Source organism: Roseovarius azorensis (assembly GCF_900109455.1).
Lineage (GTDB): Bacteria > Pseudomonadota > Alphaproteobacteria > Rhodobacterales > Rhodobacteraceae > Roseovarius > Roseovarius azorensis.
The window spans coordinates 1-12,945 of record NZ_FOAG01000005.1 but is presented as its reverse complement, the minus strand read 5'-3'; the positions used below and the strand labels follow the sequence as shown (position 1 = coordinate 12,945).

10 protein-coding genes are annotated in these 12,945 nt (G+C 61.7%); 6 read left to right on the top strand and 4 right to left on the bottom strand.

Annotated features, from left to right (window positions below; genetic code table 11):
* The first annotated feature begins 75 nt into the window (after positions 1-75).
* From secA to BSG08_RS08685, 3 genes are all read left to right on the top strand, one after another.
* Positions 76-2,760 carry a preprotein translocase subunit SecA gene (gene secA, locus BSG08_RS08695; RefSeq protein WP_093035233.1) on the top strand — a complete coding sequence of 895 codons (2,685 nt, stop codon included), beginning with the start codon at positions 76-78 and terminating at the stop codon, positions 2,758-2,760.
* Between the two features lie 90 nt (positions 2,761-2,850).
* Entirely contained in the window at positions 2,851-3,816 is a 966-nt protein-coding gene (locus BSG08_RS08690; RefSeq protein WP_093035230.1) for a hypothetical protein, read from the top strand.
* Positions 3,817-3,841: 25 nt separating this feature from the next.
* Positions 3,842-5,401, top strand: coding sequence for a phosphate ABC transporter substrate-binding/OmpA family protein (locus BSG08_RS08685; protein ID WP_093035227.1), 1,560 nt, complete (start codon positions 3,842-3,844; stop codon positions 5,399-5,401).
* 7 nt (positions 5,402-5,408) lie between these two features.
* Here the strand turns inward: BSG08_RS08685 and radC are convergent, their stop codons facing one another.
* The 3 genes from radC to dnaK all read right to left on the bottom strand — a co-directional run bounded on the left by radC (position 5,409) and on the right by dnaK (position 9,371).
* On the bottom strand, positions 5,409-6,173 hold the full coding sequence (gene radC, locus BSG08_RS08680; protein WP_093035963.1) for a RadC family protein: 765 nt from the start codon (positions 6,171-6,173) through the stop codon (positions 5,409-5,411).
* A gap of 57 nt (positions 6,174-6,230) precedes the next feature.
* Entirely contained in the window at positions 6,231-7,382 is a 1,152-nt protein-coding gene (gene dnaJ, locus BSG08_RS08675; protein ID WP_093035225.1) for a molecular chaperone DnaJ, read from the bottom strand.
* 78 nt (positions 7,383-7,460) lie between these two features.
* A complete protein-coding gene (gene dnaK, locus BSG08_RS08670; RefSeq protein ID WP_093035222.1) occupies positions 7,461-9,371 on the bottom strand; it encodes a molecular chaperone DnaK in 1,911 nt (636 codons plus the stop codon).
* A 208-nt stretch (positions 9,372-9,579) separates the two neighbouring features.
* Between dnaK and BSG08_RS08665 the strand changes: the two genes are divergently transcribed.
* Positions 9,580-10,188 carry an alpha-ketoglutarate-dependent dioxygenase AlkB family protein gene (locus BSG08_RS08665; RefSeq protein WP_093035219.1) on the top strand — a complete coding sequence of 203 codons (609 nt, stop codon included), beginning with the start codon at positions 9,580-9,582 and terminating at the stop codon, positions 10,186-10,188.
* Here the strand turns inward: BSG08_RS08665 and BSG08_RS08660 are convergent.
* Positions 10,185-11,006, bottom strand: coding sequence for an ABC transporter permease (locus BSG08_RS08660; RefSeq protein WP_093035216.1), 822 nt, complete (start codon positions 11,004-11,006; stop codon positions 10,185-10,187). The two genes, BSG08_RS08665 and BSG08_RS08660, sit on opposite strands and share 4 nt — an antisense overlap.
* Positions 11,007-11,142: 136 nt before the next feature.
* Between BSG08_RS08660 and cysQ the strand changes: the two genes are divergently transcribed.
* Positions 11,143-11,940 carry a 3'(2'),5'-bisphosphate nucleotidase CysQ gene (cysQ, locus tag BSG08_RS08655; RefSeq protein ID WP_093035213.1) on the top strand — a complete coding sequence of 266 codons (798 nt, stop codon included), beginning with the start codon at positions 11,143-11,145 and terminating at the stop codon, positions 11,938-11,940.
* On the top strand, positions 11,941-12,741 hold the full coding sequence (locus BSG08_RS08650) for a 3-deoxy-manno-octulosonate cytidylyltransferase (RefSeq protein WP_093035210.1): 801 nt from the start codon (positions 11,941-11,943) through the stop codon (positions 12,739-12,741).
* Positions 12,742-12,945: the final 204 nt, after the last annotated feature.

Below are 12,945 nucleotides of genomic sequence, written 5' to 3'. Positions count from 1 at the left end.
CGTTTTAGGGCGCGCGGACAAGCGGGGCAAGCGATTGCCTGTCACGGGCAGTCAAAACACCGGAACGGATGGAACATGTTGGGTATTGGAACGGTCGCCAGAAAGATCTTTGGCACTCCGAACGACCGCAGGGTCAAGCTGGCGCGCCCGCTGGTTGACAGGATCAACGCGCTTGAACCTGAGTTCGAGGCGCTGAACGATGCGGGGCTGATCGACAAGACCAACGAATTCCGCAAGCGGATCACCGATGGCGAGAGCCTTGATGCGATCCTGCCCGAAGCCTTTGCCAATTGTCGCGAAGCGGCGCGGCGGGCGCTTGGGTTGCATGCCTTTGACGTGCAGCTGATGGGCGGGATATTCCTGCATCAGGGCAATATTTCCGAGATGAAGACCGGCGAGGGCAAGACGCTGGTGGCCACGTTCCCCTGCTATCTCAACGCGCTCTCGGGCAAGGGCGTGCATGTGGTCACGGTCAACGACTACCTCGCAAAACGCGATGCCGAATGGATGGGCAAGGTTTACTCTGCGCTTGGCATGACCACGGGCGTCGTTTATCCGCAACAGCCCGAAGCCGAGAAAAAGGCGGCTTATGCGGCCGATGTGACCTACGCTACCAACAACGAGCTGGGGTTCGACTACCTGCGCGACAACATGAAATCCTCGCTCGACGAGATGAATCAGCGCGGTCATAATTTCGCCGTCGTGGACGAGGTGGACAGCATCCTGATCGACGAGGCCCGCACGCCGCTGATCATTTCCGGCCCCAGCCATGACCGCAGCGAACTGTATCAGACCATCGACACGCTGATCCCGGAACTGGAAGAGGGCGACTACAAGATAGACGAGAAAACCCGCAACGTGACCTTTACCGATGATGGTAACGAGTATCTCGAAGAACTGTTGAAGGAGCGCGGCATTCTGCCGGAGGGGCAGTCGCTCTATGATCCCGAGAGCACGACAATCGTGCATCACGTCAATCAGAGTCTCCGGGCGCACAAGATGTTCCAGAAGGACAAGGACTATATCGTGCGCGGTAACGAGGTTGTGCTGATCGACGAATTCACCGGGCGCATGATGGCCGGGCGGCGGCTGTCGGACGGGCTGCATCAGGCGATCGAGGCCAAGGAGGGCTGCGCGATCCAGCCCGAGAACGTGACGCTGGCCAGCGTGACCTTTCAGAATTATTTTCGCCTTTACGACAAGCTGGCAGGCATGACCGGCACGGCTGTGACCGAAGCCGAGGAATTCATGGAAATCTACGGGCTGGGCGTGATCGAGGTTCCGACCAACCGGCCGATCGCCCGGATCGACAAGGACGATGCCGTCTATCGCACCGCGCAGGAAAAATACGACGCCATCGTCGCCGAGATCCGCGAGGCACATGGCAAGGGGCAGCCGATTCTGGTTGGCACCACGTCCATCGAGAAATCCGAGATGTTGAGCGCCCTGCTGACCAAGGCGGGGATCAGGCACAACGTGCTGAACGCGCGCCAGCATGAGCAGGAGGCGCAGATCGTCGCGGATGCGGGCAAGCTGGGTGCAGTGACGATCGCCACCAACATGGCCGGGCGCGGCACCGACATCAAGCTGGGTGGTAATGTCGAGTTCAAGGTCATGGAAGCCATCGCCGCCGAACCCGGGGCTGATCCCGAAGCGATCCGCCGCCGGATCGAAGAGGAGCACAAGGCTGACGAAGAGGCGGTAAAGGTTGCCGGCGGCCTCTTTGTGCTGGCCACCGAACGGCACGAGAGCCGTCGCATCGACAACCAGCTGCGCGGCCGGTCGGGCCGTCAGGGCGATCCGGGCGCATCGGCGTTCTTCCTCAGCCTGGAAGATGACCTGATGCGGATTTTCGGCTCTGAGCGGCTGGAAAAGGTACTCTCGACGCTGGGAATGAAGGAAGGCGAGGCGATCATTCACCCCTGGGTCAACAAGAGCCTTGAGCGCGCGCAGGCCAAGGTCGAGGCGCGCAACTTTGACATCCGCAAGCAGTTGCTCAAGTTCGACGATGTGATGAACGAGCAGCGCAAGGTGATCTTCAAGCAGCGGCTCGACATCATGAAGGCCGATGATCTGAGCGAGATCGTCAGCGACATGCGCGCCGAGGTGATTGACGAACTGGTCGATCAATACATGCCGCCCAAGACCTATGCCGATCAATGGGACACCGAGGGGCTCTATGCTGCGGTACTCGAAAAGCTGAACATGGATCTGCCGGTAATCGACTGGGCCGCCGAGGAGGGCGTGGACGACGAGGAGATCATCGAGCGACTGGACAAGGCCGCCGACGAGATGATGGCCGCCAAGGCCGCGCAATTCGGCCCGGACACCATGCGTATGATCGAAAAGCAGGTTCTTCTGCAAACGATCGACAGCAAATGGCGCGAACATCTGCTGACGCTGGAGCATCTGCGCAGCGTCGTGGGGTTCCGCGGCTATGCGCAACGCGATCCGCTGAACGAATACAAGAACGAGGCGTTCCAGCTCTTCGAGTCGATGCTCAACAGTCTGCGGGCGGATGTGACGCAGAAACTTGCGCAAATCCGGCCCATGACCGAGACAGAGCAGCAGTCCCTGATGCGCGAACTCGAGCAGCAGCGCGCTGCGATGATGGCAGGGGCCCAGCCGGAAACGCCCGAGGGAGCCGCCCCCGGATTTGTCGAGAGCGACCCCACAACCTGGGGCAATCCGGGGCGAAACGAGCAATGTCCCTGCGGATCGGGCAAGAAATTCAAGCATTGCCACGGAAGGCTGGCCTGAGCGGGTCCGCACAGGGCCGCTGCATCCGCGCCACAAGACAGCCCCAATCACCGGCTACATTCTCCAGCGTTTTGAAATGTGGAGAGTGTCATGTCCAAGGCGCGACGTTACATCACCGCAGGCGGTATTCTGACCTGCGCGCTCGGGGTCGCCTACTTTATCGAGGCGGGCGCTAATACGCCTGTGACCGGGGTTTCGGCTGGCGATGTGATCGCCCGGCAGATGGCCGGTGGCGTAGACCGGTCGGGCGCACCCATGCTGCCCCCGACCGCACCCGAACCCGCGGCACTGCCGGCGACGGCTGTGGCGCTGTCCGTCACCGAAGAGTGGCGCGCATTGACGCCCGCACCACAGGAGGAAAGCGTGACCGCTCTGGTCTGCGATCAGGTGATGACCGCCGAACCGCTGGTTGCCGCGATGGTCCGGCTGACGCTGAACGCCCCGTGCAGGATCAACGAGAGGTTCACGCTCGAACATAGCGGTCTGCGCTTTACGGCGGTGACCGACCATCAGGGCAGCAGCGTCCTTGAGGTTCCGGCACTCGGCGAAGAGGCAGTGTTCGTCGCCGCGTTCGGTGCGGAAGAGACTGCGGTTGCCAGAACCACCGTCAGCGTGCTCGGGATATATGACCGCTATGTCGTCCATTGGGCCGGTTCCGGCGGGGTGCATGTACATGCCTTTGAATATGGTGCGGACTTTGGTGAGGCGGGTCATGTCTGGGCCGGCGCACGCCATGACATGATCCGCGCGGTTTCGGGCGATGGCGGATTTCTGACCAGCCTCGGCGCGCCGGATCTGGCAGGTGGTCACCATGCCGAGGTCTATACCTTTCCGGTCGGTCGCGCACAGCAGCAGGACGCGGCCCGGATTCTGGTCGAGGCCGAGGTGACGGATGCCAATTGCGGTCGCGATCTGGAGGTGCATGCGCTGTCCAGCCGGGGAGGTGTCAGTTCCGGCGCACAACAAGTCGTGCTGGCCATGCCCGATTGCGAAGCGGTCGGCGATTTTCTGGTGTTGAAAAACCTGTTCAATAGCCTGAAGATCACCCGGAACTAGGTTCGCGGCATGCGGGGGTCACCTGATGACAAGGCTTTGTGCGGCGATTTCCGCCGCACTGATCTCATTGACCATGGCCGGATCCGGCCTGGCGCAGGATGTCATGTTGCGGTCTCATCGGGGCGACGTGGAAATATCCGGAAACCTGCTGGGTTTTGACGGCGAATTCTATCGCGTCGACACCATTTATGGCGAATTGACAGTGGATGGCTCTGGCGTGGTCTGCGAGGGGCCCGGCTGTCCCGACCTTGAAAGCTATGTGGCGCGGCTGGTGTTTTCCGGCGCGCCGACGATCGGCCGGGTTCTGATGCCCGCCCTGATCGAGGCTTTTGCCATTCGCGAAAACCATGATGTGACGCGAGAGGATCTGAGCGCATACGAGACCCGCTATGCTGTGCACTCCGGCGCGGATCGCAGGCTGATCGGCGAGTTCATCTTTCGTCTGACAAATACTGATGAAGGGTTTGCCGATCTTCTGGCCAATGAGGCCGATATCACCATGGCCCTGCGCGAGGTGCGCCGGGATGAACTCGATCGTGCGCGCGAGGCCGGGCTGGGCGATCTGTCCGCATCGGGGCGCATGCGGGTTCTGGCGCTCGATGCGCTTGTTCCCGTCGTTGCCCCGAGCAATCCGGTTCAGGGGATTAGCCTGCGGCAACTGGCAAGGGTACTGTCCGGCGAGATCACCAACTGGACCGCGCTGGGCGGGCCGGATGCGCCGATTGATGTGCATCTGTGGGATGAGAGCACGGGAATAGGCCAGGCCAGCGTGCAGCGCCTGCTTGTGCCGGAGCGGCTGAACCTAAGAGAGAAGGTAAGACGTCATGCCAACGGAGCGGACTTTGCCGAGGTGGTGAACCGTGATCCGTTCGCGCTGGGCCTGACGACGCGCTCGGAGCAGGGCGCTACATGGGAACTCGCCCTGATCGGCGAGTGCGGTTTCGCGCTGCGCGCCTCCCGGCGCGCGGTCAAGACAGAGGATTATCCGCTGACCGCGCCGCTCTTTCTCTATCTGCCAGCCAGGCGGTTTCCCGCGCTGGGCCGTGAATTTCTGGCCTATCTGCGCGATCCGTCCGCGCAACTGGTCATCCGGCGCGCGGGTTTTGTCGATCAGGCCCCGGAAGAGATCGAGATCAACGCGCAGGGCGACCGCTTTGCCAATGCCATCGCGCAGGCGGGGACCGAGGTGGGGCTGGAGGACCTGCAGCATATGGTGCAGGTTCTGGGGCCTCTCCGGAGACTGACGACCACGTTCCGCTTTGAATCGGGATCAGTGCGGCTGGATGCGCAGTCGCGCTCCAATGTCGCACAACTGGCGCGGGCGCTCGAACTGGGGCTTTATGATGCGCGGCGGCTGGTATTTGTCGGGTTTTCGGACGGGGATGGCCCGGCCGCGACCAATCAGGAGATTGCCCTGAGGCGCGCAGAGACCGTGAAGCGCGCCGTCATGCGGACCGCCGAGACCGCAGATTTCGACCGTATCGGGCTGGAGGTCGTGGCCTTTGGCGAGGCGATGCCCATGGCATGCGATGACACCGCCTGGGGACGGCAGGTGAACCGGCGGGTCGAGGTCTGGGTGCAATAGCCCCCGGTCAGAGATGACCCGCAGAGCGGAAACTGACCTCGGCGGATTTGCCGATGATGATGTGGTCGTGCAGCGTGATGCCAAGCGCATCCGCCGCCCGCTGCACCTGTCGCGTCATGTCGATATCGGCCGCAGACGGGGTTGGATCGCCGGAGGGGTGGTTGTGCACCAGGATCAGGGCGCTGGCGTTCAGTTGCAGGGCGCGCTTGACCACCTCACGCGGATAGACCGGCACGTGATCGACGGTGCCGCGCGCCTGTTGCTCATCCGCAATCAGGACATTCTTGCGGTCGAGATAGAATACCCGAAACTGCTCCACCTCGTGATGCGCCATGGTGGTATGGCAGTAATCCAGCAGCGCATCCCAGGACGAAATCACCTGTCGCCGCAGCACCCGGGCGCGCGACAGGCGATGCGCTGCGGCCTCGATGATCTTGATCTCGGTGACCGCCGCCTCGCCAAGGCCCGGCACAGTCCCGAGTTGATCCGGCGAGGCTGACAGAACCGCGTTGAAATCCCCGAACTCTTTCAGCAACTCATGCGCCAGAGGTTTGACGTCCCGGCGGGGAATGGCGCGGAAGAGGACAAGTTCCAACAGTTCATAATCCGGCATGGCCTGCGCCCCGCCGGCGAGAAACCGCGCCCGCAGCCGTTGCCGGTGATCGCGGATGTAAGAAGGCAGCCTGCCGGTCGGCAGCGGCGCAGCCTGTCGCACCTCATCCCCCGCAAAGAGCGGCAAGGGCAGATCGGAAAAGGCGCGCGGATCAGTCATGCGCCAACCCTGCCGCAGGATCGTTAGCAACGGGTTAATGTCTGCGGTGGAGCGCTGTTAACTCTTCATCGAGTCCCAGAAATTCTTGACCGAGGAGAAAAAGCTCTTGCTTTCAGGGTTGTTGTCCTCGGACAGCGCCTCGAATTCGTGTAACAGTTCTTTCTGCCTTGCGGTCAGGTTCACCGGGGTTTCCACCGCGAGCTCGATGAACATGTCGCCCGACGCGCCGCCACGCAGGGCGGGCATGCCCTTGCCGCGCAGGCGCATCTGACGACCGGATTGCGACCCGGCGGGGATTTTCACCCGGCTGCGACCGCCGTCGATGGTCGGTACCTCAATGTCACCGCCGAGCGCTGCCTTGGCCATCGAGACCGGCACGCGGCAGAAGAGATTGCTCTCTTCGCGCTCGAAGAGGTCATGCTTGATCACTTCGATAAAAATGTAGAGATCGCCCGCCGGCCCGCCGCGCATGCCAGCCTCACCTTCGCCCGCAAGGCGGATACGTGTGCCGGTTTCGACGCCCGCCGGGATGTTCACGCTGAGGGCGCGGTCCCTTTGCACACGCCCCTGACCATGGCAGACCTTGCAGGGGTTCTTGATGATCTGGCCCAGACCGCCGCAGGTGGGACAGGTGCGCTCGACCGTGAAAAAGCCCTGCTGCGCACGCACCTTGCCCATGCCCGAGCAGGTCGGGCAGGTTGTCGGCTGTGCGCCTCCCTCAGCGCCGGAGCCATCGCAGGCGTCGCAGGCGACGGCAGTTGGCACCTTGATGGTCTTTTGCATGCCGGAATAGGCATCTTCCAGCGTCACGGACAGATTATAGCGCAGATCTGCTCCGCGTGCGGCGCGCTGACGGCTGCCACCACGCCCGCCGCCCATGAAGTCACCAAAGAGGTCGTCGAACACGTCCGAGAAGGCGCTGGCAAAATCGCCCTGACCGCCAAATCCGCCGCCTTGCGTGCGCCCATTGCCGCCCATACCACCCTCAAAGGCAGCATGACCAAAGCGGTCATAGGCAGCCTTCTTGTCCGAATCCTTCAGAACATCGTATGCCTCGCCGGCTTCCTTGAACCGGCGTTCGGCGTCAGGATTGTCCTTGTTGCGGTCAGGATGCAGTTCCTTGGCCTTTGTGCGATAGGCCTTCTTTATTTCATCTGCCGAGGCTCCTCTGGAAAGCCCAAGCACTTCATAATAGTCGCGTTTGGCCATCGAGGACCTCCTTGGTATCAGAGCATCGGGGCCGGTCCGAAACTGTCGCGGACCGGCCTGAAGGCTCCGATACGTGCCTTAGGCGCGTTTATTGTCGTCGAGATCCTCGAAATCTGCATCCAGGATCTCTTCATCATTGGCACCGGCGCGGTCCGCAGCGGCAGGCTCGTCGTCACCCTCTTCCTGGCTGGCCTTGTAAATGGCTTCGCCAAGTCTCATCGACGCCTCGGCCACATTCTGGATGCCCGATTTGATCTTGCCGACATTGTCGCCTTCCAACTCGTCCTTGAGAGCGGCGATGGCCAGTTCGATCGCCTCGATCGTGGTCGGATCGACCTTGTCGCCATGTTCCTCGATCGACTTTTCGGTCGAGTTGATCAGGCTCTCCGCCTGGTTCTTTGCCTCGACCAGTTCGCGGCGCGCCTTGTCGGATTCAGCGTTCTCCTCGGCATCGCGGATCATCTTCTCGATGTCCTCGTCCGACAGACCGCCCGAGGCCTGGATGGTGATCTTCTGCTCCTTGCCGGTCCCCTTGTCCTTGGCAGAGACCGAGACAATGCCGTTGGCGTCAATGTCAAAGGTCACTTCGATCTGCGGCATGCCGCGCGGGGCGGGCGGGATGTTTTCCAGATTGAACTGGCCCAGCATCTTGTTGTCCGCCGCCATTTCCCGCTCGCCCTGGAAGACGCGGATCGTCACCGCGTTCTGGTTGTCCTCGGCGGTCGAGAAGATCTGCGACTTGTTGGTCGGGATCGTGGTGTTGCGGTCGATGAGGCGGGTAAAGACACCGCCCAGCGTTTCGATCCCAAGCGAGAGCGGCGTGACGTCGAGCAGGACCACATCCTTGACATCGCCCTGCAACACGCCGGCCTGAATGGCGGCGCCCATGGCAACCACTTCGTCCGGGTTCACGCCCTTGTGCGGCTCCTTGCCGAAGAACTTGGTGACTTCCTCGACAACCTTGGGCATCCGGGTCATCCCGCCGACCAGCACGACCTCGTCGATATCGCTTGCCGACATGCCCGCATCCTTGAGTGCGGCCTTGCAAGGCTTGAGCGAGGCCTGAATCAGGTCGTTGACCAGACTTTCAAGCTTGGCACGGGTCAGTTTGACCACCATGTGCAGCGGCTGACCGTTCGAGCCCATCGAGATGAAGGGCTGGTTGATTTCGGTCTGCGAACTGCTGGAAAGCTCGATCTTGGCCTTTTCTGCGGCTTCCTTGAGGCGTTGCAGGGCCATCTTGTCCTGAGTCAGATCGACGCCGTGCTCTTTCTTGAACTCATCGGCAAGATAATTGACGATTCGCATGTCAAAATCCTCGCCGCCGAGGAATGTGTCGCCGTTGGTCGATTTCACCTCGAACAGGCCGTCGTCGATTTCCAGGATGGTCACGTCGAATGTGCCGCCGCCAAGGTCATAGACGGCGATGGTGTGGGTGTCTTCCTTGTCCAGACCATAGGCGAGTGCGGCGGCAGTCGGCTCGTTGATGATGCGCAGCACCTCAAGGCCGGCAATCTTGCCCGCGTCCTTGGTCGCCTGACGCTGGGCGTCGTTGAAATAGGCGGGCACGGTGATGACGGCCTGCGTCACCTCTTCGCCAAGATAGCTCTCGGCGGTTTCCTTCATCTTGCCGAGGATGAAGGCGGAAATCTGGCTGGGCGAGTATTTTTCGCCGCGCGCCTTGACCCAGGCGTCGCCATTGCCGCCATCGATCACGGCAAAGGGCATGTTCTTCTTGTCCTTGGCCAGATCGACGTCGTCCGCGCGACGCCCGATCAGGCGCTTGACGCCAAAGATGGTGTTTTCGGGGTTGGTGACGGCCTGTCGTTTGGCCGGTTGGCCGACGAGGCGCTCGTTTTCGGTGAATGCGACGATCGAGGGGGTTGTGCGCGCCCCTTCGGAGTTTTCGAGCACGCGGGCCTGTGACCCGTCCATGATGGCGACGCAACTGTTCGTGGTGCCAAGGTCAATACCAATTACTTTGGCCATGTTTTCGATCCCTTCTTCTTTAGGCGATGTGACGAAAGCCAGACCCGTTGCGGCATCTGGCCCCCGATGAGTGACGGTGCCAATACAGGCGGCATCCGTGTTTCTGGGCGTATATAGGCAGGGCCAGGTGACCCTGCAAGCATTGGTGAGGGGTGGATCTTGTGAATTTGGCCTAAATTATGCCCTCTGGCAGGATTGGAGGCCCGTGATGGAAGAGCCGACGTTGATCATACGTGGTGTTGCGATTTACAAGGAGTGGCTGGATGCCCCGGCGCAGGAGGCGCTGCTGGCCGCTCTGCGCGGGGTCGCGGCGCAGGCGCCGCTTGTCACGCCGGTCACGCCGTCGGGCAAGCCGATGAGTGTGCGCATGACTTCTGCGGGGCGTTACGGCTGGGTCAGCGACCGGCGCGGCTATCGCTATGAGAGGTGTCACCCGGACGGTCAGCCCTGGCCACCGATCCCGGGATGCGTTCTGGATATCTGGCATGCGCTTGTCAGCACCGTCCGCGCGCCCGATTGCTGTCTGATCAACCATTACGGACCGGGTGCGCGGATGGGTCTGCATCAGGACCGCGATGAGGTCGATTTCAGCTGGCCGGTTCTGTCGGTATCGCTGGGCGATGACGCCCTCTTCCGGATCGGGAATGTCGTTCGTGGCGGCAGGACCGAATCGGTCTGGCTGGGTTCCGGGGATGTGGTGGTGATGGGTGGCCCCGCCCGGCTGATTCATCATGGCGTGGACCGGATCCGGGCCGGGTCATCGACGCTTCTGCAGGGGGGCGGGCGGCTCAACCTGACGTGCCGGGTGGTGGATTAACGGCGGGCGTTCCAACTGGTCGAGGCGTACTGCCTTGTATAGAACTCACCCATCATTCCGATCATCAGCAGGCAGATGCCGACATAGATCGGATAGTCGATCGCGGTTTTCTGCGGAAAGTAATTGATGAAGACAAACCCCCTCGTCTGGTCGATGATATGAAAGAGCGGGTTCCAGTCGAACATGTTGACCATGAACGGCGGCAGGGTGTTCACCACGAACATCTTGCCCGATGCAATCATGTTCGCGCGCTGATAAATGGTCGAGAAAATTGACACAAAGTTCGGGAACCACGGTTTCACCGCAAGCAGGACAAGCCCGACCCCCACGCCCGTGAACCATGCCAGAAGCAGCATGCCAAACGCCGCGATGGGCCGATGGATGTCGAACGGCGTGACGGCCACGTGATAGACAAACAGGATCACGGCCATCGACAGCACCTGGATGTAGAGCGCGCCAAGCGCCCCCGCCGCAATCGAGACGATGGTGTTCATCGGTGCGTGCTGCATCATGGGAGATGACGGCCCTTCGGCGCCGAGCACCGCGCCAAGCGCCTTGATATGGGTGAGGTACATGAATATGCCCGACATCATGAACAGCAGGAAATCGCCACGCAGCTTGGCGCCGCGAATACCCAGAACCGTGAACATCAGATAGAATGCCATGACCATGATTACGGCAGTCATGATGTTCATTCCCAGAGCGATGATGGCATTGCCGTGCCCCTGCCGCAGGTTGCGCACCGTCGCGTGATAGATCAGCTCGGTTAGCCTGACCGCTGAATGCAGACTGGATTTCGAGCGTGCGGTTTTGAACATGGCGGGATTTGCCTGTTTGCCTGCGGTTTTCTGTGTCGGGATTCTTGCTGTCCCGAAACGAGCGTATCATAAGGGGTCCCGAGTAATCTATCCATTAACAACGCCGTGTGGTGACTGAAGGGCAGGGAGTGGCAATTTGGATTATGACAGGCTGATCGCGGTCATGCGCCGTCTGGCGCTCGAAGCCGGAGACCGGATCATGGAAATCTACGCGGCGGACGATTTCGATGTCAGGGTCAAGTCCGATGCAAGCCCGGTCACCGAGGCCGACGAGGCCGCCGACGAGATCATTTCGGCAGGACTGCGCGAGGCGTTTCCGGAACTGGCGCTGGTGACCGAGGAACAGGCCGCCTCGCACGCGGAAACGGCTGACACCTTTCTGATCGTCGACCCGCTGGACGGCACCAAGGAATTCATCAACCGTCGCGGCGATTTCACCGTCAACATCGCGCTTGTCGAGGCGGGTTTGCCGACGCGCGGCGTGGTCTATGCGCCTGCCAAGGGGCGGATGTTCTACACCCTCGCGGGGGGCGGCGCGGTTGAGGAGGAGGGGCCGTTCGACAGGGATCGACCGGGCAGGCTGCGCCCGATCCGGGTGTCGGACCCCGACAACGGCGCGCTGATGGTGGTGGCGAGCAAGTCGCACCGCGATCAGGCGACGGACGATTATATTGGCAAATATACCGTCAAGGACATGAAGAGCGCCGGTTCCTCGCTCAAGTTCTGCCTTGTTGCGACGGGCGAGGCCGATCTCTACCCGCGGGTCGGGCGGACGATGGAATGGGACACGGCTGCGGGTCACGCGGTGCTGCTTGGCGCGGGCGGGCGCGTGGTGCGGTTTGACGATCATCAGCCGCTGCTCTATGGCAAGCAGGGCTTTGCCAATCCGTTCTTCATCGCCTGCGCCCCCAATGTCGAGTTGAAAGACGCCTGAATGAGTGTTCTCATCGTGATCCCCGCGCGCTTCGATTCGTCGCGCTATCCCGGCAAGCCGCTGGCGATGCTGGCCGGGGCGACCGGCCTGCGCAAGAGCCTGATCCACAGATCGTGGGAGGCCGCCTGCCGGGTCGCGGGCGTTGACCGCGTGGTGGTGGCCACGGACGATGACCGCATCAAGGCGGCCTCGGAGACCTTTGGCGCAGAGGTGGTGATGACTTCTCGGAGTTGCGCCAACGGTACCGAGCGTTGCGCCGAGGCGAATCGCAATCTGGGCGGTGGATATGAAATCATCGTGAACCTGCAGGGCGACGCGCCGCTGACGCCGCATTGGTTCATCGAAGATCTCATCCGCGGTTTGCACGCCGATCCCGGGGCCATGGTGGCGACGCCCGTGCTGCGCTGCGATGGGCGCGCCCTCAACGGGTTTCTCGAAGATCGCGCGGCGGGGCGTGTTGGCGGAACCACTGCCGTCTTTGGCGAGGGGGGGCGTGCGCTCTATTTCTCCAAGGAAGTGATCCCCTATACCGCAGAACGTTACCCGGACGACGCGCCCACGCCGGTATTTCATCATGTGGGGGTCTATGCCTACCGGCCCGGCGCGCTCGAGGAATACACGGCCTGGGGGGCCGGGATGCTCGAGACGCTGGAAGGGCTGGAGCAACTGCGGTTTCTGGAACGCGGGCGGCAGATGCTTTGCGTCGAGGTCGCGGCGCGCGGGCGGCAGTTCTGGGAACTGAACAACCCCGAGGATGTGCCCAGGATCGAGGCAATGATGGCCGGGATGGGAATTGCCTGAGGCAGATGGCGCAAACTTTTGCGGCATGACGCAATTTCAGCAAGTTTCTCAGTTAAAGTTTGTGCAAAACGACATTGTGATGTGTATGACTGACCACCGGAACGTCCCTCAGGAGCAGACGATGCGAAGCAAGGTAACGAAGGCGATTTTTCCTGTTGCGGGTTTGGGGACGCGGTTTTTGCCGGCGACCAAATCGGTGCCCAA

What these genes read in the sequence shown, in the direction of transcription:
- secA (WP_093035233.1), top strand. Translation starts at nt 76, where the DNA reads ATGTTGGGTATTGGAACGGTCGCCAGAAAGATCTTTGGCACTCCGAAC.
- BSG08_RS08690 (WP_093035230.1), top strand. Translation starts at nt 2,851, where the DNA reads ATGTCCAAGGCGCGACGTTACATCACCGCAGGCGGTATTCTGACCTGC.
- BSG08_RS08685 (WP_093035227.1), top strand. Translation starts at nt 3,842, where the DNA reads ATGACAAGGCTTTGTGCGGCGATTTCCGCCGCACTGATCTCATTGACC.
- radC (WP_093035963.1), bottom strand. Translation starts at nt 6,173, where the DNA reads ATGACTGATCCGCGCGCCTTTTCCGATCTGCCCTTGCCGCTCTTTGCG.
- dnaJ (WP_093035225.1), bottom strand. Translation starts at nt 7,382, where the DNA reads ATGGCCAAACGCGACTATTATGAAGTGCTTGGGCTTTCCAGAGGAGCC.
- dnaK (WP_093035222.1), bottom strand. Translation starts at nt 9,371, where the DNA reads ATGGCCAAAGTAATTGGTATTGACCTTGGCACCACGAACAGTTGCGTC.
- BSG08_RS08665 (WP_093035219.1), top strand. Translation starts at nt 9,580, where the DNA reads ATGGAAGAGCCGACGTTGATCATACGTGGTGTTGCGATTTACAAGGAG.
- BSG08_RS08660 (WP_093035216.1), bottom strand. Translation starts at nt 11,006, where the DNA reads ATGTTCAAAACCGCACGCTCGAAATCCAGTCTGCATTCAGCGGTCAGG.
- BSG08_RS08650 (WP_093035210.1), top strand. Translation starts at nt 11,941, where the DNA reads ATGAGTGTTCTCATCGTGATCCCCGCGCGCTTCGATTCGTCGCGCTAT.